Raw genomic sequence first — 24,454 nt, 5'->3', positions numbered from 1 at the left:
TAAAGCCCGGCGGGCAAGTGCCCATACAAAGACACTGCCTGCCGGTTTCTCATATAAATATGGAAGGTGATTTCATAAAGATTTATAAGGCATTGACACCATTGAGCTGGCTCTACGGCATGGGTGTCAGATTCCGTAATATGCTCTTCGAGATGGGAATACTACGCAGCCGTAGTTTCACAATCCCGATAATCTCCGTCGGAAACATCACCGTCGGAGGGGCGGGAAAGACTCCGCATGTGGAATATCTTGTGCGCCTGCTGCGGAAGCGTGTGAGGGTGGCAGTCCTTTCGCGTGGCTACAAACGGAAGACACGAGGGTATGTCCTTGCCGAAGGCAACATGACATCCGCAGACATTGGCGACGAACCGTGTCAGATGTATATGAAATACGGTGCCGATACAGATAAGAACCGTGCCTACATAGCCGTGGATGCCAACCGCTGTGAGGGAATAGAACGGTTGCGACATGACAAAGCGACTGACGATACGGATGTCATAATCCTTGATGACGCCTATCAGCACCGCTATGTGAAGCCGGGAGTTAACATCCTCCTTGTTGATTACCACCGCCTGATAGTCTATGATAAACTGCTCCCGGCAGGACGCTTGCGTGAGCCGAAGAGCGGGAAAGAGCGTGCGGACATTGTCATTGTCACCAAATGCCCTAAGGACTTGCGCCCGATGGAGTTTCGTGTCATAAAGAAAGCCATGGACCTTCGACCGTACCAGAAACTTTTCTTTACGACCCTGAACTATGGCGCACTTTATCCGGTGTTCCCGGAAGGCAATGCCATGCGACTTGAAGACATATCGGAGAAGCACAACATCGTTGCCCTGACAGGTATAGCCTCACCGCAGCAACTGCTGCTCGACCTTGGGAAATACACAAAGAACATCACCCCGATGACCTTCAGCGACCATCACAGGTTCACTGACAAGGACATTGACAAGATAAACAATCTCTTTGACACCATACCGGAACCGCGGATAATCATTACTACCGAGAAAGATGCGGCACGCCTGAAAGACATTGACGGACTGTCGGATGCGGTGCGAAGGAACATCCTTGCACTGCCGATAGAGATAGGATTCATGTTGGACGGTGCAGAAGAGTTTGACGAATTCATCTTGTCGTATCTTCAGAAAAACTCCAAAAACTCTATCCTTGCCCGATTGAAGGATTCGGAAAAGGTGTCAGAAAAAAGTAAAATAAACTTCAGATAGTATATGGAAATAAAAGAACTTGGCGAATTCGGACTTATCGAACGCCTTACGAAAGACATTGAGATAAAGAACCCTTCCACCTTGAAGAGTGCCGGTGACGACTGTGCCGTGATAGCCGGAAACAGTGACGAACAGACTCTTGTCACAACGGATATGCTCATGGAGGGTGTGCATTTCGACCTTACATACATAAGCATGCAGCAACTGGGCTACAAGAGTGCGATGGTGAACATCTCCGACATCTTTGCCATGAACGGCACACCGCGTCAAATGACTGTCTCCATAGCTCTATCAAAACGCTTCACTGTTGAGGACATCGAGGACTTTTACAATGGTCTGCGCCTTGCTTGTGACAAATGGAACATCGACATTGTAGGCGGCGATACAACATCCTCGCTTACAGGTCTTGCAATAAGCATCACCTGCATTGGCACTGCACGCAAGGAGGACATTGTCTATCGTTCCGGCGCAAAGGATACAGACCTCATCTGTGTGACAGGCGACCTCGGTGCGGCATATATGGGATTGCAGATTCTTGAGCGTGAGAAATCTGTCTATTATCAGCAGATTCGCGAGATACAGGCTAAATATACCGACAAGGCGGAGCAGTGCAAGCAAATCGAGATGCTTGCCTTCTCACCTGATTTCGCAGGCAAAGAGTATCTCCTTGAGCGTCAGTTGAAGCCGGAAGCACGTGGCGACATCATCGAGACTCTGCGCAAAGCCGGCATCCGACCGACAGCGATGATGGACATTTCCGATGGACTTTCTTCCGAACTGATGCACATCTGCCGACAGTCGGGCTGTGGTTGCCGTGTCTATGAGAAGAACATTCCTATCGACTATCAGGTTGCTGTGACAGCCGAAGAGTTCAACATGAACCTTACAACCTGCGCCCTCAACGGCGGCGAGGACTATGAACTCCTCTTCACCGTCCCTATCGGCGACCTCTCAAAGATAGAAGCATTGGAAGGCGTTAAGATGATTGGCCACATCACAAAGCCTGAGTTCGGGCAACTCCTCGTCACACGCGACAACAATGAGTTCCCATTGAAAGCACAGGGCTGGAATCACATGGCATAATCTGTTATAAGTAGTCACATTGTTCAATAGGCTTTATTTATAGAGTGCTGTGAACAGATTGTAACAAAAATATTTGGTATTGTTTACAAAATTACGTAACTTTGCATTCGCATTGGATTTGTTCCATTGCAGACATATTGAAAATTAACACGAAAGTGTCTTACTGAATTTCTCACTGATGAAAGTCTGGAAAACTAAAAGTCATGTAGGAGGACAGCAGAGACACTCTCGCGTTCGTAGCTATACGGGCGTGAGAGTTGCTTCTTATCCAACTACAAAGGCTTTTCCAGACGCCTCATCAGTGAAAGATAAGTGAGTAGCCCTCACGCTTTCTGTATCTAACTAATATTAAAAGCTCTTATCTGTGGGTAAAGGAGCATGAATGAAAAATGAAAAGACTGTTTTTGTTTATTATTGGATTTCTTGCGTGTGTGAAAGGAGTCAATGCTCATGATATTGAAAGCAATGGTGTTTTTTATAATATTTTAGATTCTGACAATGTCGCAGTGACATTTGAAGGAGATGACTATACAAGCTTTTACAAAGCATATTCAGGAGATATAACGGTTCCATCGTCTATTAGATATAATGGACACACATATGTGGTTAAAGAAATTGGAGAATATGCATTTAGTGGTAGTGGTATTACAAGTATTTCGCTTCCCCAAACAATAACAACTATCGGATATAGTGCATTTAGTTTATGTCGTGAACTTAAGACTGTATCCATACAAGAAGGATTGACCGAAATAGGCGAACGAGCGTTTTCACAGTGCGGCATTGCAACTATAGCCCTTCCGAAAACATTAATAGTTATTGGAGAATATGCTTTTAATTGTAGTAAACTGAAGTCTGTTTCCATGCAAGAAGGGTTGACAACAATATGTTGTGGTGCTTTTGAAGGTTGCAGTGTATTAAATAATATTGTAATACCAAATTCGGTTACACGCATTGAGCATTTGGCATTTTGTAATTGTACATCTCTTAGTGATATCACTATAGGCGATAATATAGAATATATGGGAGCAAGTGTATTTGCGTTTGCTCCAATTTGTAATGATTATAGAAAGGCGGTATACCTGAATGACTATATATTACTCTCTTGTAAATCTGATATTATGCCAGAATTTAAGGAAACTACTAGAATTATAGCAGGACGTGCCGTAAGTGACAATAAAATTGTCCAAGAAATAATTGTGCCAAACAACTGTACGTTTCTTGGGGAGGGAGCTTTTTTGCGTTGTAGTAATTTGGAAAAAATAACTTTGGGGGAAAACTTGGAGAGGATAGATGGAGAATTGGTAAGTGAGGGAATAAAGGAGATTTGTGTAAAAGCAAAAAATCCTCCAATATGTGATAATAGTAACTCTCCTAGCGGACTATTTGCATTCCACTATGTAAACAAAAAAGCATGCAAGTTGTTAGTTCCATATGGTTGCAAATCTTTATATGAGCAAGCTAACCATTGGAAAGAGTTTGAAAACATTATAGAAATGGAAAACAATAGTTGTGCAACTCCATCTATCACAATCCAAAATAACGAGCTTGTTGTGACATGTGAAACAGAGGGTGCAGAGATTCATACAACTATAACTTCCGATGATATAAACACGTTCAACCATAAAAGTGGTGATGCTATATCCTTGACAGGTCAGTATCTTGTGACATCATACGCAACAGTTGGTGGAAGCGGTCAGAGCGAACCTGCAACAGCAGTATTGGTATGGTCAAAGGCTGCAGATGTAGAAACAGGGGTTGATGCTATTGATATGAATACCGACCGTGCATTGCTAATCCGTAGTGTTGGTGAAAACATAGAGATTGCAGGTACATCGGCTGATGAAACAATAAGTCTCTACAACATGTCCGGGCAGCAACTCTACACAGGGAAATCAACAGAAAATGCAACCACCATACCGGTAGCACTTACATGCGGTGAAATCTACATCATAAAGATAGGTGAGCAGTCTATAAAGTACAAGTTCTAAACGGTGTTTTACTATAAAAGCAGGGATTCATCAATGATTTGGTGTGTCCCTGTTTATTTTTTCATTATTTTGTTTGGTATTTTGTATCTTATTAGCTACCTTTGTTTTATAAATGGAAAATAAAAAAACAAAGATAAGACAATGGAAACTGTATTTACTATTGTAGTAGGAATAGTGATTGGGATTGTCGATGCAGTCCCTATGCTTGTAAAAAAAATGGATAAGGCAGATTGTTTGTCGGCTTTCGTTCAGTACGTAGTTGCAACGTTCATCATTTTCAACACTACGCTCCCGCAATTGAATGTATCACATCTCTTGGTTGGTCCGATAGTTTCTTTTCTCATGTCCCTTCCGATTGTCATAATTGTTGGCAAGAAGGAAAAGAAAGCTGTTCCAATCATTCTTGCCAATGCAATTGTATTAGGTTTTGCTATATCGGTAATCAAACATTTTTCTGCATCATTGTTCATGTAAGTCGCAGGTTGATAGATAATCTTTGCACCATAAAGGATGAATAAGACCACATTAGAATTTGTTACTTTCTGTATCGGGCAGGTCTCACGCCGATTGCAGATGCCACGAAATATAGTATACCGGAAACTGAAAGATTCCGGTATACTGTATGGCTATATCATTCCATCGTATGATGTGCTTCACACTTTCGGGGCGCATTACCTTACTGATGACATTATTGACTATATGAAAGAGAAAGGAGTTCTTGCGGTATGAAAATGACATTATACCACGCTTCAAATGTAGTAGTGGATAATCCTGATACAAAGCATTCGCGTGAGTATCTTGATTTTGGGCGTGGTTTCTATCTCACATCCATGTGTGAACAGGCTGAGAAATATGCACAGCGTTTTATTCGTCGCCATCAAAATGCCTATGTGAATATTTACACCTTGGATGCAGCCAATGATGAGTGGAAGGTACGGGAGTTTCTTGCTTACGACAAGGAATGGCTTGATTTTGTGGCAAACTGTCGTTCAGGGAGGCAGACGGAAGAATACGATATGGTGGTTGGTGGAATAGCGAACGATAAAGTTATTTTGACAATTGACTTGTATTTCAATGGACAGATTACGCAGGAAGTTGCATTGAATCGTTTGAAATTTGAACATCCTAACATTCAATACTGTATCCGTTCGGAACGTATGTTGCAACAGTGTCTAACGTATATTGAAAGTAAGAAATTATGACCGATGACAGCAAACAGATAGTGATGGATGCAAAATATGCACGCATCATAATGGAGATGAGCCAAATGTATGGAGTTTCCCTTGAAGAGGCTACTGATATATTCTACAATTCAGAAATTGCAGAGCTTGTTCAGGACGAAGTGGCAGACTTACATTGTCGCAGTGACAAATATTTGGCGGCAGAGATTATGCGTGAGTACGAGGAGCAAAAATAAGCCTTGATAAGCAAAACAGCAAAACCATGTCCGATAAACTCTCTCCTACACAACGGCACAAGTGCATGTCGCACATAAGGGCTAAGGACACGAAGCCCGAGATGGTCGTGCGCCGTTGGCTGTGGAGCGAGGGGTGGCGTTACCGGCTTTATGTCAGTGGATTCTTGGGGAAACCGGACATTGTCATAAGGAAGATAAAGACCGTCATCTTTGTCAATGGCTGCTTTTGGCACGGACATAACGTTGAGGCTGTAGGCACAGAACCCGGCACTCATGGCGTAGTTGAGCTGACGGATAGCGTCTGTTGCAAGATTCCGCACACCAATAGGGAATTTTGGCTTAGGAAAATCACGCGTAACAGGCAGCGTGACTACCGTAACTACGCCGCTTATCATCAAGCCGGTTGGCGTGTGCTTGTTGTCTGGGAGTGCATGCTGAAGCCGAAATGCATGGAGCAGACACTCATGGCGTTGTCGCAAAGGCTCAATGAAATATTCCTTGATACGGTGCGCAAGCCGAAAATATACAAGTGTCCTGAGGATGACTCATCCTATACAATGGCAGCCGAGCCGGAGGTTGACGATTACCATAAATAATTCGTCCATTAGAACGTTACACTTAGCACAATGTTCTAATGGACAAATTTTTTTTTCAACGAATATTGTTTCAAGGAACTCAATGGCTTATAAGATACTCTACAATCCTGACATTAGCCTTGCTCAGCTCCTCGGAAGCGTGGGCAAGGTTGCGCAGGAACTCGTCAAGAGTGTTCTCGCCACCGTCAATGAGGTCGGTGACCGACTTGACAAGCAGACATGGGATGTCGAGCAGTGAGCATACGAAAGCCACGGCTGCTCCCTCCATATCCTTGAGCTCGCCGCCGTGCTGCGCCATTATTTCAAGGTCGCAAGGCTGGATGTCGAGCGAAGAGCCTGTGGTGACTTTTCCCATTGGCATACCAAGAGCTGTGGCAATCTCTTCGGAACGGTTGGAGAGTAGGTAGTTGCCGATGGATTGTGTATACCATTTGTCATCGCCCATTACGCGCCGGTCGTGGAACATCACTCCGTTGCCGATGTAGACTTTGCCTATTTCCGCACCGTTCTTTTTGAATGCTCCGCATGTTCCGCTGTTGATTACGATGTCCGGTTGTATTGTCTCGATGGCTTTGAGTGTTGTTATTGACGCAGCCTCGCAGCCGATAAGGCTTGAGCCGTGCTGCTGTCCGTTGATGACGATGTACAGGGAATCCTTCTCCGAAAGCCTGTGTTGGTAGAGCAAGCATGGCAGTTTGCCGAAAGCGCCTTCGATTTTTTCAACTCCGAATTTCTCGACGAAAGGCTTCGCTTCTGCCTCCATTGCTACGATATAGCATATTTTCATGTGTTCTGTATATTAAAGGTTAAATAAGTTGCCTGTGTTGTGTGCGGCGATATTCTTTGAGTCTTTTTGCGCCTTCCGTTTTCATGTCTGGCGAGAAAGTCCAGTCCATGAACCTTTCGGAAATGATGCTTACAGCCAAGTCGGAAGGGTGCAGCATGTCGTCTTTGTAGAATCGGTAGTCGCGCAGTTCGTCAAGCTGTATTTCGTAGGAGGGGAAATAGGTTGCATAATCGTTGTTGCAAAGATTGTCACAAAGCAATAAAAGTTTCGCTTTTTGCAATTGTGACTCATGGAAACCATACTTTTTATAACGATAAGGGCTGACAGTCAGGCATATCCGCAGTTTTGGATTGAATGCCGAAAGCGCTTTTATGGTGTCTCTCCAAATGGCGGTCAGTTCGTCAAGAGACATTTCAGACTCTGTGAAACATCGTTGCGGCTCTTTGTGGCAGTTGGCTACGACGATGTTGTTATGCACATAATGGCGTGTCGTTCCGAATGTTATGCAGAGCAATGTCGCTTCCTTCAGCATCGCTTTTGCAGAGTAAAGGCGCGATGCTATCTTTTCAAGGCAGCCTTCCTTTGTCATGTCGGAGAAATGGCTGCTGTGGAGCCAGCTGTGCCATGCACCGTCCTGTCCATGGAATATATACTTTTCGTCCGTAGCGATGGATTTAGAGTCAGACCTCATCAGCAGACGCAGTGCCTGTGCAATGCTTGCCGGATTATAGAGAACACCGAAAGGGTTGACATCCACCTTGTCATTTCCCATGCGCATCTGCAACTGTCCGCCGACATTCTCGGCAAAACAAGAGCCAAGCATCATCACTTTGGAATCAGTTTCCAAAGTGATGGCGTGGGGTGGGAGTGTGACTGGTGTGTATAAATCCATGTTTTAAAATATAAGTGTTCTGCTGTCGTGTGAATGTTGTTAGAACAGTCCGAAGAGGTGGTTTTGGTCAATCATATCCGTCACCTTTTGGAAATCTTTCGGATTGTCACCGAATTTGCAAGTGTCACCGTCGATAATGATGAGGTTGCCCTTGTAGTTCTTTATCCATTCTTCGTAGCGGTTGTTGAGTCCGGTAAGGTAGTCTATACGCATTGTCTGCTCATAGTCACGTCCGCGTTTCTCTATTTGTGAAATAAGGTTCGGTATGGTCGAGCGTATGTAAATCATGAGGTCAGGCATGCCGACGAGTGACATCATGAGGTCGAAGAGGTCGGAATAGTTTGCGAAATCGCGGTCGCTCATGTAGCCCTGTGCATGAAGATTCGGGGCGAAGATGCGCGCATCCTCGAATATAGTCCTGTCCTGAATGATTATGTCGTCAGACTTCGCTATTTCCACTACTTCGCGGAAACGCTTGTTGAGGAAGAAAATCTGTAGATTGAATGACCAGCGGTTCATGTCACCGTAGAAGTCTGAGAGATAAGGATTGTTGTCCACAGGTTCATAGCGTGGTGTCCAACCGTATCTTTTTGCCAGCATTCGTGTGAGAGTTGTCTTTCCCGAGCCGATATTTCCTGCTATTGCTATATGCATTGTAAAGGTATGAAGTGTTTATGTTTTGTTCTTTAAGCGTTTCAGTCCTTGTAATCTTCTTCTTTAAGCGGGAAGAGTCCGTACAGTAGACTGTCAATCTTGTCCGTGATAAATCTGAAATCCTGCGGGTTGTGTTCGTAGTCCATATTGTTGACATCGATGGTGAGAACCTTGCCGGGATAGTTGTTGCAGATGAAGTCCTCGTAACGTTGGTTCAAGCCTTTCAGATAGTCAAGTTTGATGCTCTGCTCGTAGTCACGCCCACGTTTCTGTATGTTAGCTACAAGATGATTGATGTCAGCCCGCAGATAAATCATCAAATCCGGTATCTTCACGATAGACATCATCTGCTCGAATAGCTCCATGTAAGTCTGGAAATCAAGGTCGGAGATTGTCCCTTGGTCGTGGTTGTTCTTGGCGAATACATATACGCCCTCGAATATGGATCGGTCCTGAATGACAGTGTTTTTGTTCTCTGAGATAGCAAGAATATCCTTGAAACGTTCTTTCAGGAAGAACACTTCAAGGCAGAATGACCATCTCCTCATGTCTTTATAAAAATCCTCAAGGTACGGGTTCTCGACAACCTGTTCGAATTTTGCTTCCCACTTGTAGTGCTTTGCCAGCATGCGTGTGAGAGTTGTTTTTCCCGAACCGATGTTTCCGGCTATTGCAATGTGCATTGTATGTTTTGTTCTCTGTGACAGATTTCTACCTTAATACCGAATTTCTTGTGTATGTGTTCTGCAAGATGCTGTGCCGAATAGACAGAGCGGTGCTGTCCGCCGGTGCATCCGAAGCAGAACATCAGTGATGTGAAGCCTCGCTGTATGTACCTTTCCACATGGTGGTCAGCGAGTTGGTAAACCGAATCGAGGAACGTAAGTATCTCACCGTCGTCCTCAAGGAAGCGGATGACAGGCTCGTCCAGCCCGGTGAGCTGCTTGTATGGCTCGTAGCGTCCGGGGTTATGCGTGGAGCGGCAGTCGAAAACATATCCTCCTCCGTTTCCTGAAGGGTCATCCGGAATGCCTTTTCTGAAAGAGAAACTCATCACACGGACAACCAAAGGCCCTTTGCCGTCATATTTCGAGAATGTGGCAGGACCGTCCTGCGGATTGGCTTTGTAGACATCGTTTTCCGCAATCTTGTAACCGTCCTCTCGCTTTCTCGGCTGCTCAGGAACAGGAGCGAATTGCGGCAGGGCGCAGAGGCGTGCAAGCATATCCATGAGATAAGGGTAAGGGAAATCGTTCTCACACAGCAGCTGTCGCAGATTCTCTATTGCAGGAGGTATGCTTTCGATGAAATGTTGCTTGCGTTCGTAATACCCACGGAAACCGTATGCGCCGAGAACCTGCAGTGTGCGGAACAGCACAAACAGCTGAAGTCGTTCGTTGAACTCCTTGCGGCTCGGCACTTCTGTGTATAGTTTCAATGCTGTATAATATTCCTCAATGAGTTCTTTGCGCAGAGCATCTGAATAGCGTGCCGATGCTTGCCAGAGGAAAGATGCCACATCATAATAATATGGACCTTTTCTGCCACCTTGGAAGTCTATGAAGTACGGTTTGCCATTCTTGTCCAGCATCACGTTGCGTGCCTGGAAATCACGGTACATGAAACTCTCCGTTGTGCCTAAAGCGACAAGATCCTTTGCAAGCATACGGAAATTGGCTTCCAGTTTCAGCTCGTGGAAGTCAAGGTCGGTAGCTTTCAGGAAGCAGTATTTGAAATAATTAAGGTCGAAAAGCACGTTGGCGACATCAAATTCCGGTTGCGGATAGCATACGGAAAAGTCCATTTCGCGTGCTCCGCGAATCTGCAAGTTCGGCAGTTCGCGTATGGTTTGCTTCAGCAGTTCTTTCTCTGCGTTGTTGTATCTGCCGCCGGCATCACGCCCACCCTTGACAGCATCAAACAGTGAGCGTGAGCCGAGGTCTTCCTGAAAATACCTCATTTCATCCTTGCTCTGGGCAATGACATGAGGCACAGGCAGCTGTCTGCGCTCGAAATGCTTCGCTATTGTGATGAAAGCATGGTTCTCGTCCTGTGATGTGCCTATGACACCAATCACAGACTTTCCGTCTCCGTCATAGAATCTGTAATAAAGTCGGTTGCTTCCTGCCCCTGTCAGCGGTTCTATGGAATGCGGTTCTATGCCGAAAGTGTCTGTATAAAGTTGTTTAAGTAGTTCCATCAAGTAACTATTGAAAACTATTTTGTGATTTAAGTAATTCTGTGTAAACTAATTTCCAACAGTTACTTGTCAGAATCGCTTGATGGCACGGTCCATTTCGCGCCTGTCCTCCTTGTCCTTTATAGTGTTTCGCTTGTCGTACTCCTTCTTTCCTTTTGCAAGGGCGATGTCCATCTTTGCGAACCCTTTCTCATTGATGTAGACACAGATGGGTATTATTGTGAAACCCGACTGGTGCTTTGTGTTCGTCTCAAGGTATCTTATTTCTTTTTTGTTCAAGAGCAGTTTGCGGTCGCGCTTCTGTTCATGGTTGTTGTAAGAACCATAAAAATAAGGTGAGATGTTCATGCCTTTCACCCATATCTCGCCGTTATGCACATAACAGAATGTGTCCACCAGAGATGCTTTCCCCTGGCGGATGCTCTTGATTTCGGTGCCGGTGAGCACCATTCCTGCTGTGTAAGTGTCGATGAAGAAGTAGTCGAACGACGCCTTCTTGTTCTTTATCATGATTTTGCCTTTCGGCATCTTATCCTTCTTTGCCATCTATTGATGCGAATTTCTCTATGTTGTTGTCAATGAAGTACGCTATCTCGCTTGTCCATTTCTCTTCGTCCGCAACGAAAGCGTCGTCAAGGTCGTCAAACTCAGGCATGCGTTCAAACATTGCCATGAATTCTTCATCAGTGCATTCCACCTCGATTTCCTCATGGTATTTCTTGTACAGTTTGTGCCCTTTCCTTATGATCCGTGCGAGGTCGGCAAGCCCCCATTGCGCCAAAGCCTTGGCAAACGGGTTGAAGAAAATGAACCTTCCCAGTCCGTTGTGTATGAGTTGGATGAATCCTCCGTCCATCACCTCCTCACGGAGCATGGAGTATGCGATGAGAGTAATCTGGTCGGAGTTCAGTTCTGCCATGGTCTCAGCTGTCAGTTCTCCTCCGATGGCGTCCATTATGCCATCTACAAAGACTTGGACAAACTCGTCCATTCCGGCTTTCGCCGCCAGTTGCAGAGCCTTGTCGTTTATGGTAACCTGTATCATTGTGGTATAGCGTTTGCCGTATGCTGCCGTTCCGTTGTTGTATGGAGTGTGTGCACAGTAAGGCAGATACGTGAAATTTGTACGGCAAAATTACGAAAAATATTTTTATTTACATCAAAAATACTGTAAAAAAAACAAATACTTCATCCTTTTTCCTAATTCTTTAAAATAATTTTGTAACTTTGCATTCAGGATTTTAATTATTAAACCTGAGCAATAAGTGTGCGTTATTGCCAATAACAATCACTTATGACTCATAATTTTTTTTCAAAAATATGATTTATACAAAGGAAGTTAACGACATGTGCGTCGTTGCAAAAGGCCCTAACCACGGTCCTGCTCCGATTCCGGAAGAGGGAAAGTGGATTAAGGCAACGGAGATTAAGGACATCTCCGGTATGACTCACGGTATTGGTTGGTGTGCCCCACAGCAGGGCTGCTGCAAGCTCTCGCTCAACGTGAAGGACGGTATCATCGAGGAGGCTCTTGTCGAGACAATCGGCTGCTCAGGAATGACTCACTCAGCTGCTATGGCTTCTGAGATACTTCCTGGCAAGACAATCCTTGAGGCTCTCAACACTGACCTCGTGTGTGACGCTATCAACACAGCTATGCGTGAGCTCTTCCTCCAGATTGTCTACGGACGTACACAGTCTGCATTCTCTGAGGGCGGTCTTGCTATCGGTGCAGGTCTTGAGGACCTCGGCAAGGGTCTTGTATCACAGTGCGGTACACTCTACGGCACAAAGGCTAAGGGCACACGCTACCTCCAGCTTACAGAGGGATATATCACAAAGCAGTTCCTTGACGAGGACAACGAGGTCTGCGGTTATGAGTTCGTTCACATGGGCAAGTTCATGGACGCTATCAAGAAGGGCGTTGATGCTAACGAGGCTCTTAAGTCAGTAACAGGTACATACGGACGCACAAAACCTGAGCAGGGTGCTGTTAAGTCTATTGACCCACGTAAAGAATAATGCAGGAGGAAACAGACTATGATTAGAGAAGTAAAATTTGAATCACAGGACCGTCGTATCAACCAGGTGCTCGCTGCCCTGAACGAGAACGGTATTTCTTCTATCGAAGAGGCTAACGAGATTTGCGAGAAGGCAGGTCTTGATCCTTACAAGACATGTGAGGAGACTCAGATGATTTGTTTCGAGAACGCTAAGTGGGCTTATGTCGTAGGCTCTGCCATCGCTATCAAGAAGGGCTGCAAGACAGCTGCTGACGCTGCTGAGGCAATCGGCATCGGTCTCCAGGCTTTCTGTATCCCCGGTTCTGTTGCTGACGACCGTAAGGTGGGTATCGGCCACGGAAACCTCGCAGCACGCCTTCTCCGTGAGGAGACAGAGTGCTTCGCATTCCTCGCAGGTCACGAGTCTTTCGCTGCCGCAGAGGGTGCTATCAAGATTGCAGAGATGGCTAACAAGGTACGCCAGAAGCCACTCCGTGTCATCCTTAACGGTCTTGGCAAGGACGCTGCGATGATTATCTCACGCATCAACGGTTTCACATACGTACAGACAGAGTTCGACTATTTCACAGGCGAGCTGAAGGTCGTTAAGACAAAGGCTTACTCTGACGGACCACGTGCAAAGGTGAACTGCTACGGCGCTGACGACGTTCGTGAGGGCGTTGCTATCATGTGGAAGGAGAATGTTGACGTTTCTATCACAGGTAACTCTACAAACCCAACACGTTTCCAGCACCCGACAGCGGGCACATACAAGAAGGAGCGCATCCTCGCAGGCAAGCCATACTTCTCAGTTGCTTCAGGTGGCGGTACAGGCCGTACACTCCACCCGGACAACATGGCAGCAGGTCCTGCATCTTACGGCATGACAGACACACTCGGCCGTATGCACTCTGACGCTCAGTTCGCAGGTTCTTCTTCTGTTCCTGCTCACGTTGAGATGATGGGCTTCCTCGGTATCGGCAACAACCCAATGGTTGGCTGTACTGTAGCTTGCGCCGTTAACGTTGCTCTCGCGCTGAACAAGTAAATCCCACGCTGCAGGGAATCCTGTGCGGCAGACCACCAAAAGCGTCTCTCTCTTTAGGATAGAGCCGTGCTTTTCACGGTCATAAGTATAATAAGGTCTCTTTGAGGTTTCATCCTTGAAGAGACTTTTTTCCTTTTTGCAAGTGGCACATGAATACAGAATTGTCTCTTATTATAATATATGGTATGGTAAATAAGTTTGTCCACAAAAATAGTTTAAACGATAATATTTGAAGTGAAAATCCGTTATACCCATAAAATTCTCTCTTCATATGGGAAAAATCAAGACATTAGAATTGACCCCAATGCAGCAAGCCGCATTGGAAAACGGATACCGCAATGGTGCGTCGCACTCTTTTCGTATGCGATGCAAGGCAGTGCTTCTGAAAGCACACGGTTTAAGTTCGCCCAAAGTCGGCAAGCATTTGGAAATGCACCAAGTGTCTGTCAACAAGTGGGTGAGACGTTTCGAGTCTGAAGGCATAGACGGGCTGGAAACCAGACCGGGCCGTGGGCGCAAGCCCATCATCGGCACGCAGGACGAGGAAATCATCCGGCAAGCCATAGAGAAAGACCGCTCAAGCGTTTTGGCCGCCAAGGCACAGTGGGAGGCAGCAACGGGCAAAACAGCCTGCGAGGAGACCCTCAGACGTTTTTTAAGCGCATTGGCGCAAGATTTGGACGTATAAGAAAACGCCCAAAGGGGAAACCCTCGCCGCAACTCTACCAATACAAGCTGTGGGAGTTGCAAGAGCTTGAGCAACTGTGGCATAAGGGTGTGATAGACCTCTATTATGGAGACGAGTCCCATCTTTGCGAGGAGTGGTATGTGCCTTACGGCTGGAAATTCTCCAAAGAAGATGTCTATGTCCCGTCCCAACGTGGCGCACGGCTCAATTGCTTCGCCATGGTGGACCGTTGTTGCCGTACCCATTGGTTTACTACCGTCAAAAGCATTGACACCGAAAGGATGATAGCCTTCCTTGACAACTTCTCCTTTACCATCAGGCGAAAGACTGTCATCGTGCTTGACAACGCACCTGTCCACAGGGCGAAAAAGCTGCTTGCACTGTGTCCTGTATGGGAGAAACGAGGAATGCACATATTCTTCCTCCCTCCATACTCCCCGCATCTGAACATCGCTGAAATCCTGTGGCGGATGCTCAAAGGGAAATGGATTCAGACGCATGATTACATGAGTCCGGACACTTTGTTTTACGCAGCAAACAGAGCGTTGGCAGCAATGGGGAATGGGCTTATGATTAACTTCAAAAATCATGTAGCTTAATTTTGTGGACTAACTTATGATAACAACACAATTTGAGATTTTTCTTCGTGATAGTAATATGTCGAAGAACACTATTGCGGCATATTTATATGCTGTTCGCGATTATCAGGCGCGTTTTCCAAAACTTACCAAGAGGAACTTGTTGGCTTATAAAGCTTATCTAATTGAAGAGTTCAAGCCCAAGACGGTGAATCTGCGTATTCAAGCTGTCAATAAGTACCTTGAGTTTACAAAGCATTCAAGGCTGAGATTGAAGTCGGTAAAAGTGCAAGAGCGGACATTCTTGGAAAATGTAATTAGCAATGCTGACTATGTGTTTTTCAAGAATAAGCTGAAGAAGGAGGATAACAAGGAATGGTATTTTGTTGTGCGTTTTCTTGCTGCTACAGGTGCACGTGTGAGCGAATTGATTCAGATAAAGATAGAGCATGTAAATGTTGGATATATTGACCTTTACACCAAAGGCGGTAAGAATCGCCGTTTGTTCATTCCTAAGACTTTACGTAAAGAGGCGATAGTTTGGCTTGGTAATGAGGGGCGTACAACCGGTTATCTGTTTTTGAATCGCTTTGGTGAGCGTATTACTACAAGAGGAATCTCACAGCAGTTAAAGAATTATGCTGCAAAATATGGAATGAATACACAAGTTGTTTATCCGCATTCGTTCCGCCATCGTTATGCAAAGAATTTTCTTGAGAAATTCAATGACATCTCATTACTGGCTGATCTTATGGGGCATGAGAGTATAGAGACAACACGCATCTATTTGCGTCGTACTTCAACAGAGCAGCAAGCTATTGTGGATAAGATTGTAACATGGTAGTCGGATGTTTGGCATAAACATATTGGTATCACAGTCGTAATATAGGACTGTGATGCCTTTTTCTAATTGGATGTAATTTTGTGAGTTCAGTAGGTATTAAATATATGGATGTCCCCCCATGTGTATCCCCATTTGTACCCCTATAAAATTTGGAATCGCTTGTGAAATGTTGTACCTTTGCACTTGCAATCGAAATTCTGAGAACGGGAGGATAGATTACAAGTGTTCTTTGATGTATTTACCATATTTGCTTTTAAAGAAATCAGAAGCCGGTCGTTGTATAATTTAACACCTTATTGATTATGTAGTGAAACCTTATTGATTCCATGGCAAAACCTTATTGGTTATGTTGTATAAGATTATTATATTGTTCTGCTGGTAAATGATAACGGGCGGCGGAATTAGAATGTCCAGTTTAGTTGGAAATAAAGGTCAGTTTGCGAGGAAGAGTCTATCTGTTGGTAAGAGGAGGAGATTTTGTCACGGTCGAAATAGTTCAGGATGTTGCAGCGTACTGAGGCTTGCAGGCCTTTGATGATTATTGTTTTTGCGAGCAGGTTTGTGCGAAGCCCTTGACCGTATAGCATGCTGGAGGTTGCGCCATAGGTTATGCTCTTGTCTGTCATGTAAAGGCGAGAGAGATAATCAGAAGTCTTGAAGTATGTGACGGACAACCATAATGACCACCTTGTGGCTTGGTAGCCGAAGCCTTCAGAAAGTAGATAGCCCCAGTCGTCGGATGTCGGGAGGAATGTCCCTTGAAGCTGCGAGGAGGATTGAAACCGCCCGAAGGTATATTTGACGGTAGACCGCAATGTATGTTGTGCTGTGCCATTGATTTTGCTTCTGAATTGCGGAAGGATAGAACCGGTTTCGGATACAGCCTGTTCGCGGTAGCGGTACTTCATTGTTGCGGAAAGGTTCTTATGTTCATAGGCAGCTGAGAGATATGTGTCCCATGAGCATGAGCTGTTGTCATATCCGTACCTTATCCAAGGATGATAAGAGCCGTCGATGTATGCGGAAAGGGTAAGGTGGCGCAATGCTGTTGTCATCATGCCTGCATAGATGCCATTCTCATTCTGGCAGTTGCTGACATCGCCGAAGCTCCTTCCGAGCAAGGATGTATGCCGGTAACTGTAAAACCTTTGCAAAGCGAATGCCGACCACTGTTGGTGGAAATTCCACCTGATGGCATTTGCTGTTGCAATGGCTATGCCGTCCTTCTCCTTTTTATTGTATTTTGCAGCCTTTCCAAATGCAGTCTCACCGGAGATTTGCAGTTTCGGGCTTATGAAAGAGTAGAAGAGTGAGCCGTCAGTAAAATTCTCTCCTTCAGGATAATAGCGGCGGTACATCTGTTTTTTAGACGGTGCGAGCGAGTCGCTGAGATGAGTGTGCACAATGTTCAAGCCGATGCGAAAGGGCAATGATGTGTACACGAGCGAAGCACCGGCTACCATCTGTGTCGTGGCATACCGTCGCATGAGTTCTTCCTTTGTGCGGTGGTAGCCGTTGGAGCTGATTGTGGAAATTGTTGGAGGCTCTGTGTTGGACATCGTTGCATCAAGATATTTCCATGACAGGAATGGGGTAAGAGAAATGTTCTTTGTCGCATTCCTATGCCATAGTGCTATGGTTGAGGCGACTCCTTGCAAGTAATTGCTCTCCATTTTTGATGTATGTCCGCGCAGGGAGGTTTTGGAAGACGGCTGTGTAAGCAGCAATGAAGTCTTTGAAAGGCGGTAGCCATTGTTCATGACAAGTCCCATTCCTATAGAAACCTGATAATGTCCGACAATCAAGTCTTTCATTATTCCGGTCTCTTTCAGGCGTGCGAACCCAGTGTAAAAGTCCCAGCCTTTTCGGTTCTCGCCACAGAAAAACTGTTCTCCGGCGTCTTTGGATGCTGTCAGGCCTATCTGCAGACGTTTCGTTTTCAGTTGGTATCTTATGCTATGGCTCAGTTTGTCGCCAAGATATTTCCCCTCTTTGAACCCCTTCCGCTCATAAGTCGGGACGGCAAGAGTCATCAGCAGACTGCTTTTCGGATATTTCAGTATGCCTTTTGCATTATTGGGTATTGGTTCGGCATAGAATATGGATGAGAGAATTTTGCATCGTGGAGGGTCGAGAGCAGTGATGAGTGACAGTTCTGAGATAGAACGGAGGTCACCGTAAAGGTCACGATAATATATTATGGCGACAGCCTGTTCCTCTGTAAGCAATGGGACTGCCAGCAAATCTTCGTAGGTTGCAGCATTGATGTTCTGTGGCATTTGTGCCATGGCGGTAAGGTTGTCATACGCCTCTGTCCATCCTTCCTCATCGAAATCATCCATGTCAGACAGCGAATTGTAGACATCTTGGAATGTATCGCTCTCCTCCTGCGCAAAAAGGAATGAGGGCAGGAGGAGAAATAACAGGGTGAGGACATGCTGTCTCATAGGTATTTAGGTTTAGGGGTGAGAAAAATGGGGTGTTGTCAAAGTATGCTTTGCTGCGGTATGCTTGTTGCGCTGTTTGAGCAGTGCATCAGTCCTTTGCGTAGTCGTAGCATCGGTTGAGGATTTCGTTGTATTCGTAAGTCCTTCTGAAATCCTCAAGAGCGTTCTTCAGGAAATCCTTTTTCAGTACATCGCGCTTTCTGACAGGCTTGTAGATTTCAAAGCTTCTCAGTCGGTAGTAGTCACTGTACTTGTCCGTAGGGCTGAATCCTGCCGGAATCTTTTTAAGAGCCTTGTCCCATGGCAGTTGGAAATCCTCGCATAAGGATAAGGCTTCCATCACTTTGTCACCATTGCACATAATCTCCTCACGAATGCTTTTCACGACATCCTTTTCCGGATTATAGAGTCCGGCACAGAGGAAATACGTGTCAGTGGCAGGTTCAAAATGAATATAGTAGCCGGACATTCCTGATTTCTTGCCTCTTGGACAGACATAGACACCGTGCCATGTCTTATATGGACTTTTGTCCTGTGTGAAACGCAAGTCACGGTAGATGCGATATGTTATGTCATTGACTCCGAGTCCCTGCACGCGAGGGTCAAACTCCTCCACTCCTTTCATGAATTCCAACGCAAAGGCATCGAATTTCGCTTTGACAGCCTTATATTCAGATTTGTGTGCGTCGAACCATGCTTTCTCATTGTTCTTTGCCAGTTCGGTGAAGAAATCAAGTATCTCTTTCATTGTTTTATAGTCTTTGATAAGTTTGGGTTTGCGGACTAACTTATGTATTACCGCTCCAGTTCTTCTTTAAGGAATCGCGGGGTGAATCCTTTCTGCACCTTCGCAACTTTTTCCGGAGTGCCGCAGGATAGCAGTGTGCCGCCCTTTGCGCCACCTTCCGGTCCCATGTCAATAATCCAGTCAGCAAGCTTTATGACATCAAGGTTGTGCTCAATGACAATCACGGTGTTGCCTTTGTCGACAAGTTTCTGCAGAACTCCCATGAGAATGCGTATATCCTCAAAATGAAGTCCCGTAGTCGGTTCGTCAAAGATGTATAGAGTTTTGCCTGTATCTCTTTTTGCGAGTTCTGTTGCAAGTTTGATGCGCTGGCTTTCACCGCCTGAGAGGGTAGTGGACGATTGGCCTAACTTGATGTATCCAAGACCGACATCCTGTATTGTCTTTATCTTTTGAAGGATATTTGGTACGTTCTCGAAGAACTCCACCGCCTGGTTCACAGTCATGTCAAGCACGTTGGCAATGGATTTTCCTTTGTAGCGCACTTCCAATGTCTCACGGTTGTAACGGTTTCCGTGGCATGTCTCGCATGGTACGAGCACATCAGGCAGGAAGTTCATTTCGATGCTTTTGTAACCGTTGCCGCTACAAGTCTCACAGCGTCCTCCTTTGACATTGAATGAGAAACGTCCGGGTTTATAACCTCTGATTTTTGATTCAGGAAGTTGTATGAACAGGTTGCGTATGTCAGAGAAGACACCTGTGTAGGTTGCCGGATTGGAACGTGGAGTGCGTCCGATAGGGCTTTGGTCGACGGTGACCACCTTGTCTATAAGTTCCAGTCCCTCCACCTTGTCATAAGGCATAGGGCGCTTGTGCGAGTGATAGAAATGCTGTGACAGAATCGGTTGCAGAGTCTCATTTATCAGTGTGGATTTTCCAGAACCGGACACACCCGTGACAACAGTCAGTACTCCGAGAGGGAATTCTACTGTCACGCCTTTGAGATTATTTCCGTGCGCACCTTTTATCTTTATGCAGCCGCTGTTTGTCTGTCGGCGAAGAATATGTTTCTCACCGTCAGGAAGAATCTCGGTAGGTAACTCAATCTTCCGTTCTCCTGAAAGATAATGTGCAGTGATGGTGTTGGTCTTCATCATGTCGGCAGGAGTACCTTGGAATACCACTTCACCACCTTTCCTTCCTGCTTTCGGACCGATGTCTATAATCCAGTCTGCGGCAAGCATCATGTCACGGTCGTGTTCTACGACAATGACGGTGTTGCCAAGGTCGCGTAATTCTTTCAGAGAGCGTATAAGCCGCTCGTTGTCACGTTGGTGCAATCCTATGGACGGCTCATCAAGAATGTAAAGCACATTGACGAGTTGCGAGCCAATCTGTGTTGCAAGACGGATGCGTTGTGATTCTCCACCGGACAATGTTGCAGACTGGCGGTTGAGAGACAAGTAATCCAATCCTACATCAAGGAGGAAATTCAGTCGTGTATGTATTTCTTTGAGAATTTCGGTTGCTATTTTCTTTTGCCAGTCGGAAAGATGTTTCTCTGCTTCGGTGAGCCAATCCTTTAAGCTGACAATGTCCATTGAAGCGAGTTCCGCAATGTTTTTTTCCCATATACGGTAAGACAGAGCCTCCTTGTCAAGTCGTTGTCCCTGACAAGTAGGACACGTGCAAGTGTCAAGGAATTGGTCAGCCCATTTCTGTCCGGCAGCGCTGTCGTTGTCATCCATTATGGAACGAATGTACTTAATAACTCCTTGGTAGTCTGTAAAATAGTCAGAAGAAGTCTTGACAAGGTCCTTTGACACACGGACATCCTCAAGCCGTCCGTATAAGATTTCGCTCATAGCTTCTTCCGGAATGTCTTTTATAGGAGTCTTCAGTGTGCATCCATAATCGGAAAGTATGGATTCTATCTGCCAGAAGATGAGTTGCGCCTTGTATTTCCCCAGTGCCGTTATGCCTCCACTGTAAATGGACATTTTCTTGTCAGGGATTATTTTGTCAACATCTATTTCATTTATGTAGCCGAGACCTTTGCAACGCGGACACGCACCTTCAGGAGAGTTGAAGGAAAATATGTTAGGGGCAGGGTCTTTGTATGCTATACCGGAAGTCGGACACATGAGGCGTTTTGAGAAGAACTTTGTCTCTTCGGTGTCTTTGTCAAGAATCATCACCAGCCCGTCGCCTTGTCTCATGGCATTGGCAACAGTGTTTTTTAGTCGTTCCTCAGAACCGTTTTTTACGGCAAGTTTGTCAACGACCACCTCTATGTCGTGGTTTTTGTATCTGTCAACACGCATGCCTTCCTCCAGTTCAAGCACTTTCCCGTCGACACGTACATAGAGATAGCCTTTTCTGCGCATTTGGTCGAAAAGTTCGCGGTAATGGCCCTTCCTGTTCCTGATAAGTGGGGCAAGGACATAAATCTTTTTTCCCGCATAGCGTTCGAGTATCATGCTGATGACCTTCTCCTCCGTATAGCGGACCATTTTCTCACCGGTCATCCATGAATACGCTTCTCCTGCACGTGCAAACAGCAGACGCAGGAAATCGTAAATCTCGGTCTGTGTGCCGACTGTGGAACGCGGATTCTTGTTTGTTGTCTTTTGCTCAATGGAGATTACCGGTGAGAGTCCGGTAATTTTGTCAACATCAGGGCGTTCCATGTTGCCAAGGAAATTGCGTGCATAAGCGGAGAAAGTCTCGATGTACCGTCGCTGCCCTTCTGCGAAGATTGTGTCGAAAGCCAATGAAGACTTTCCGGAACCGGAGAGTCCTGTTATTACGGTGAGTGAGTTTCTCGGTATCTGTACGTCTATGTTTTTAAGGTTGTGTACCCTTGCTCCAAATACTTCAATCATGGGTTTGTTGTGGTTGAGGTTGTGTCATATCCGCGCAGCAGGTTGACATCGCGTTTGTAGTTGAATGTGTTGCCGTCGGCACCGCGTGCCTTGACTATGCAGTAGTAGACTCCGTCTTTTACGGGTTTGCCATTATGAGTGCCATCCCATCCTGTGGACGGGTCATCCCAGGAGAAAATCTTTTGTCCCCAACGGTTGTATATTGTGGCATGGAATTCAACGATGGATAAGTAGCCGCTTTTCGGCTTGTATATATCATTTATTCCATCACCGTTAGGTGAGAAAGCGTTTGGCATCTCAAGTTTGGATGAGGAAACATTGATAGAGAACGGCATTTGCTCCACTCCCCAATAGTTGTCCCTTATCAGGACGATGTTGTTTTTGTCCTCTTTATGGACAAATTGAACGTAGCATACAATGGACACTTTGCCGAAGTCTGTGAAAACCACATCTGTATTTTCATCGTAACGTGTGAGATATGGCTCTTCTTCTCCCTCTTTTGTGAACCGCCATTCATAGTGCGCGTCCCAATCATCTGCGTCTGTAGGATTGGCGCGGAATGATGCACTGACAGGAGCAGAGGCATTCTCTTTCTGGGGCGTGCTATCAATTTGACCGTCAGGGGTAGTGTATTCGACAGAAGGCATTATGGAAGGCACCACAGACTGCCCGAAAAGAGAGTGTGCCGTTGCAAGCATTACAGCCAAGAACAAATATCTCATAGGAATACATGTATTTTTAATTGCGAATTTTGTGCAAAAGTAGTAAAAAAACTTTGTTAATCAAAGAAAAATAACTAATTTTGCGGTCAAATTAACATAAGTAGGGCACTGCTAATCAGGTCTTGACGCTTTTTGCATTTTAATGGAGTTGTTTTGCAATATCTTTACGAGAGTGTCCCTGCAGAAACATACAAGAACGCAAGTATAGTATAGTCCGTAATCTTTAATTTTAGGATGTAAGATATGAAACACGCATTTTACACAACAATATTTGTTTTGGTCATGTTCCTTTTTGGCGGAATGTCATTATCTGCCCAAAAAATCCTTTCTGTCCATAAGGTGAAGAAAAAGGAGACTGTATTTGGCATAGCTAAAGAGTATGGGGTTACGATTGACGAACTGAGAAATGCCAATCCTTTTATGCGTGAGCCGGATTTTGTATTGAAGAAAGGCATGTCGGTGAATATTCCGGAACATAATCCTCAGTTGTCTGTAACACAGCCGGCAACAACTGTCACTAAGTCTGCCACCAAAACGCCCGTCAGTTCCTCAATGATTAATGTAGGGGTGATGCTTCCGCTGCATGACATCAATGGTGATGGCAAGCGTATGGTGGAGTATTACCGTGGTATGCTCCTTGCTGCCAAAGACTTGAGGAAGGAAGGGTACAATCTGACAATCAATGCTTGGAATGTGGCGGAAGAAGATAACATAGGCAATACTCTTTCTGCTACAAATGCGGCGAAATGTAATGTGGTGTTCGGACCTCTTTACACATCACAAGTTCGGCAGTTGGCGGATTTCTGTATGGAGAAGAACATTGCCATGGTTATTCCGTTCTCCATTACCGGTGATGATGTGCAGACTTGCCCACAGATACATCAGGTCTATCAGACACAGGCGGACATAACATCAAGGTCCATAGACCAGTTTATGGTGCAGTTTGCCAATGCCCATCCTGTGTTTATCGATTGCAATGATGTCACATCCAAGAAAGGCGCATTTACTTTCGGATTGCGCAAACGCCTTGAGGAAAAGAAAATAGCATACAGCATAACCAATCTGAATAGTTCTCCGGAAATGTTTGCAAAGGCATTTTCCGGAAGCATGCGGAACGTGGTAGTATTGAACACCGGACGTTATGCTGAGACTGCCAAGGCTATAGAAAAACTCGATATTCTTTCACAGGCAACCCCCGGTATGCTAATATCAATGTTCGGTTACAATGAGTGGTTTATGTACACAAAGACATTGCAGAATAAGTTCCATAAATATGACGCCTATGTTCCTTCTGTATACAACCTTGACACTGCATCATCCGGAGTGAAGCGTCTGGAGAAGGAGTATCTTGACTATTTCAAGACACCGATGCAGAGTGCTATTCCTCGTTTTGCCATTACAGGTTATGACCATCTGATGTTTTTTGTGAAAGGTTACAAAAAATATGGAAAGGAATTTCATGGTACTTCTTCCCAGCGTAACTATACACCGGTGCAGACACCTTTGATTTTTGAACGTGTTAGTAAGGGTGGTTATAAGAATACTGCATTCATGCTTATTCATTTCTAAAACATGGGTGGAGTGATGAGGATTCTTGTGAGAACATACAGACGGCTCTTTAGTGTTGTAGCATTCACGGCACTGG

General features: G+C 45.4%; 25 protein-coding genes. 14 read left to right on the top strand and 11 right to left on the bottom strand.

From position 1 onward, the window contains the following. The first annotated feature begins 53 nt into the window (after positions 1 to 53). The 8 genes from lpxK to HPS57_RS04000 all read left to right on the top strand — a co-directional run bounded on the left by lpxK (position 54) and on the right by HPS57_RS04000 (position 6,310). Positions 54 to 1,226 (top strand): tetraacyldisaccharide 4'-kinase, encoded by a 1,173-nt coding sequence (lpxK, locus tag HPS57_RS04035; protein WP_172180666.1) that lies wholly within the window; start codon positions 54 to 56, stop codon positions 1,224 to 1,226. Between the two features lie 3 nt (positions 1,227 to 1,229). Continuing rightward, entirely contained in the window at positions 1,230 to 2,309 is a 1,080-nt protein-coding gene (thiL, locus tag HPS57_RS04030) for a thiamine-phosphate kinase (protein ID WP_172180374.1), read from the top strand. Between the two features lie 389 nt (positions 2,310 to 2,698). Continuing rightward, a complete protein-coding gene (locus HPS57_RS04025; protein ID WP_172180372.1) occupies positions 2,699 to 4,297 on the top strand; it encodes a leucine-rich repeat domain-containing protein in 1,599 nt (532 codons plus the stop codon). Between the two features lie 141 nt (positions 4,298 to 4,438). Further along, positions 4,439 to 4,771, top strand: coding sequence for a hypothetical protein (locus tag HPS57_RS04020; protein WP_172180370.1), 333 nt, complete (start codon positions 4,439 to 4,441; stop codon positions 4,769 to 4,771). A gap of 36 nt (positions 4,772 to 4,807) precedes the next feature. Continuing rightward, a complete protein-coding gene (locus tag HPS57_RS04015) occupies positions 4,808 to 5,026 on the top strand; it encodes a DUF3791 domain-containing protein (RefSeq protein ID WP_172180368.1) in 219 nt (72 codons plus the stop codon). Then, positions 5,023 to 5,499, top strand: a complete 477-nt coding sequence (locus tag HPS57_RS04010) for a DUF3990 domain-containing protein (RefSeq protein WP_253946450.1) — start codon at positions 5,023 to 5,025, stop codon at positions 5,497 to 5,499. Before HPS57_RS04015 ends, HPS57_RS04010 begins: the two co-directional genes overlap by 4 nt. After that, positions 5,496 to 5,714 (top strand): DUF3791 domain-containing protein, encoded by a 219-nt coding sequence (locus tag HPS57_RS04005; RefSeq protein WP_135939682.1) that lies wholly within the window; start codon positions 5,496 to 5,498, stop codon positions 5,712 to 5,714. The genes HPS57_RS04010 and HPS57_RS04005 overlap by 4 nt, the downstream gene beginning before the upstream one ends. 26 nt (positions 5,715 to 5,740) lie before the next feature. After that, positions 5,741 to 6,310: a very short patch repair endonuclease gene (locus tag HPS57_RS04000; RefSeq protein ID WP_172180366.1), complete on the top strand. Its 570-nt coding sequence runs from the start codon at positions 5,741 to 5,743 to the stop codon at positions 6,308 to 6,310. A 79-nt stretch (positions 6,311 to 6,389) separates the two neighbouring features. Here the strand turns inward: HPS57_RS04000 and HPS57_RS03995 are convergent, their stop codons facing one another. The 7 genes from HPS57_RS03995 to HPS57_RS03965 all read right to left on the bottom strand — a co-directional run bounded on the left by HPS57_RS03995 (position 6,390) and on the right by HPS57_RS03965 (position 11,888). Next, the gene (locus HPS57_RS03995) at positions 6,390 to 7,097 is read right to left on the bottom strand and encodes a phosphorylase family protein (RefSeq protein ID WP_172180364.1); all 708 of its coding nucleotides are present in this window, start codon (positions 7,095 to 7,097) and stop codon (positions 6,390 to 6,392) included. A gap of 19 nt (positions 7,098 to 7,116) precedes the next feature. Further along, complete coding sequence (locus HPS57_RS03990) at positions 7,117 to 7,989, bottom strand: GSCFA domain-containing protein (RefSeq protein WP_172180362.1); 873 nt, start codon at positions 7,987 to 7,989, stop codon at positions 7,117 to 7,119. Between the two features lie 39 nt (positions 7,990 to 8,028). Then, a complete protein-coding gene (locus HPS57_RS03985) occupies positions 8,029 to 8,643 on the bottom strand; it encodes a deoxynucleoside kinase (RefSeq protein ID WP_172180360.1) in 615 nt (204 codons plus the stop codon). A 41-nt stretch (positions 8,644 to 8,684) separates the two neighbouring features. After that, positions 8,685 to 9,326 carry a deoxynucleoside kinase gene (locus HPS57_RS03980; protein ID WP_172180358.1) on the bottom strand — a complete coding sequence of 214 codons (642 nt, stop codon included), beginning with the start codon at positions 9,324 to 9,326 and terminating at the stop codon, positions 8,685 to 8,687. After that, positions 9,311 to 10,843, bottom strand: a complete 1,533-nt coding sequence (locus tag HPS57_RS03975) for a RapZ C-terminal domain-containing protein (RefSeq protein WP_172180356.1) — start codon at positions 10,841 to 10,843, stop codon at positions 9,311 to 9,313. Before HPS57_RS03975 ends, HPS57_RS03980 begins: the two co-directional genes overlap by 16 nt. A 69-nt stretch (positions 10,844 to 10,912) precedes the next feature. Next, complete coding sequence (smpB, locus tag HPS57_RS03970; RefSeq protein ID WP_305849717.1) at positions 10,913 to 11,389, bottom strand: SsrA-binding protein SmpB; 477 nt, start codon at positions 11,387 to 11,389, stop codon at positions 10,913 to 10,915. After that, positions 11,373 to 11,888, bottom strand: a complete 516-nt coding sequence (locus tag HPS57_RS03965) for a DMP19 family protein (protein ID WP_172180354.1) — start codon at positions 11,886 to 11,888, stop codon at positions 11,373 to 11,375. Before HPS57_RS03965 ends, smpB begins: the two co-directional genes overlap by 17 nt. Before the next feature lie 275 nt (positions 11,889 to 12,163). Between HPS57_RS03965 and HPS57_RS03960 the strand changes: the two genes are divergently transcribed. The 5 genes from HPS57_RS03960 (at position 12,164) to HPS57_RS03940 (ending at position 16,004) form a co-directional block, all read left to right on the top strand. Then, positions 12,164 to 12,865, top strand: a complete 702-nt coding sequence (locus HPS57_RS03960; RefSeq protein WP_135939693.1) for an iron-sulfur cluster assembly scaffold protein — start codon at positions 12,164 to 12,166, stop codon at positions 12,863 to 12,865. Between the two features lie 18 nt (positions 12,866 to 12,883). Next, complete coding sequence (locus HPS57_RS03955; RefSeq protein WP_172180351.1) at positions 12,884 to 13,894, top strand: GGGtGRT protein; 1,011 nt, start codon at positions 12,884 to 12,886, stop codon at positions 13,892 to 13,894. Positions 13,895 to 14,213: 319 nt separating this feature from the next. Then, a complete protein-coding gene (locus tag HPS57_RS03950) occupies positions 14,214 to 14,582 on the top strand; it encodes a helix-turn-helix domain-containing protein (protein ID WP_253946449.1) in 369 nt (122 codons plus the stop codon). A gap of 89 nt (positions 14,583 to 14,671) precedes the next feature. Continuing rightward, on the top strand, positions 14,672 to 15,181 hold the full coding sequence (locus HPS57_RS03945; RefSeq protein WP_369811440.1) for a transposase: 510 nt from the start codon (positions 14,672 to 14,674) through the stop codon (positions 15,179 to 15,181). A gap of 16 nt (positions 15,182 to 15,197) precedes the next feature. Then, on the top strand, positions 15,198 to 16,004 hold the full coding sequence (locus tag HPS57_RS03940; protein ID WP_172180346.1) for a tyrosine-type recombinase/integrase: 807 nt from the start codon (positions 15,198 to 15,200) through the stop codon (positions 16,002 to 16,004). Positions 16,005 to 16,405: 401 nt separating this feature from the next. On the opposite strand, the gene HPS57_RS03935 is transcribed toward HPS57_RS03940, so the two are convergent. From HPS57_RS03935 to HPS57_RS03920, 4 genes are all read right to left on the bottom strand, one after another. Then, a complete protein-coding gene (locus HPS57_RS03935; protein WP_172180344.1) occupies positions 16,406 to 18,451 on the bottom strand; it encodes a helix-hairpin-helix domain-containing protein in 2,046 nt (681 codons plus the stop codon). An 88-nt stretch (positions 18,452 to 18,539) separates the two neighbouring features. Further along, positions 18,540 to 19,199: a DUF2461 domain-containing protein gene (locus HPS57_RS03930; protein ID WP_172180342.1), complete on the bottom strand. Its 660-nt coding sequence runs from the start codon at positions 19,197 to 19,199 to the stop codon at positions 18,540 to 18,542. A 47-nt stretch (positions 19,200 to 19,246) separates the two neighbouring features. Next, complete coding sequence (gene uvrA / locus HPS57_RS03925; RefSeq protein ID WP_172180340.1) at positions 19,247 to 22,087, bottom strand: excinuclease ABC subunit UvrA; 2,841 nt, start codon at positions 22,085 to 22,087, stop codon at positions 19,247 to 19,249. After that, positions 22,084 to 22,809: a T9SS type B sorting domain-containing protein gene (locus HPS57_RS03920; protein WP_172180338.1), complete on the bottom strand. Its 726-nt coding sequence runs from the start codon at positions 22,807 to 22,809 to the stop codon at positions 22,084 to 22,086. Before HPS57_RS03920 ends, uvrA begins: the two co-directional genes overlap by 4 nt. A gap of 243 nt (positions 22,810 to 23,052) precedes the next feature. On the opposite strand from HPS57_RS03920, the gene HPS57_RS03915 reads away from it, so the two are divergent. Next, complete coding sequence (locus HPS57_RS03915) at positions 23,053 to 24,378, top strand: LysM peptidoglycan-binding domain-containing protein (protein WP_172180336.1); 1,326 nt, start codon at positions 23,053 to 23,055, stop codon at positions 24,376 to 24,378. Positions 24,379 to 24,454: the final 76 nt, after the last annotated feature.

Source organism: Palleniella intestinalis (assembly GCF_013166595.1).
Lineage (GTDB): Bacteria > Bacteroidota > Bacteroidia > Bacteroidales > Bacteroidaceae > Prevotella > Prevotella intestinalis.
This window is presented reverse-complemented; position numbering and strand designations above follow the sequence as displayed.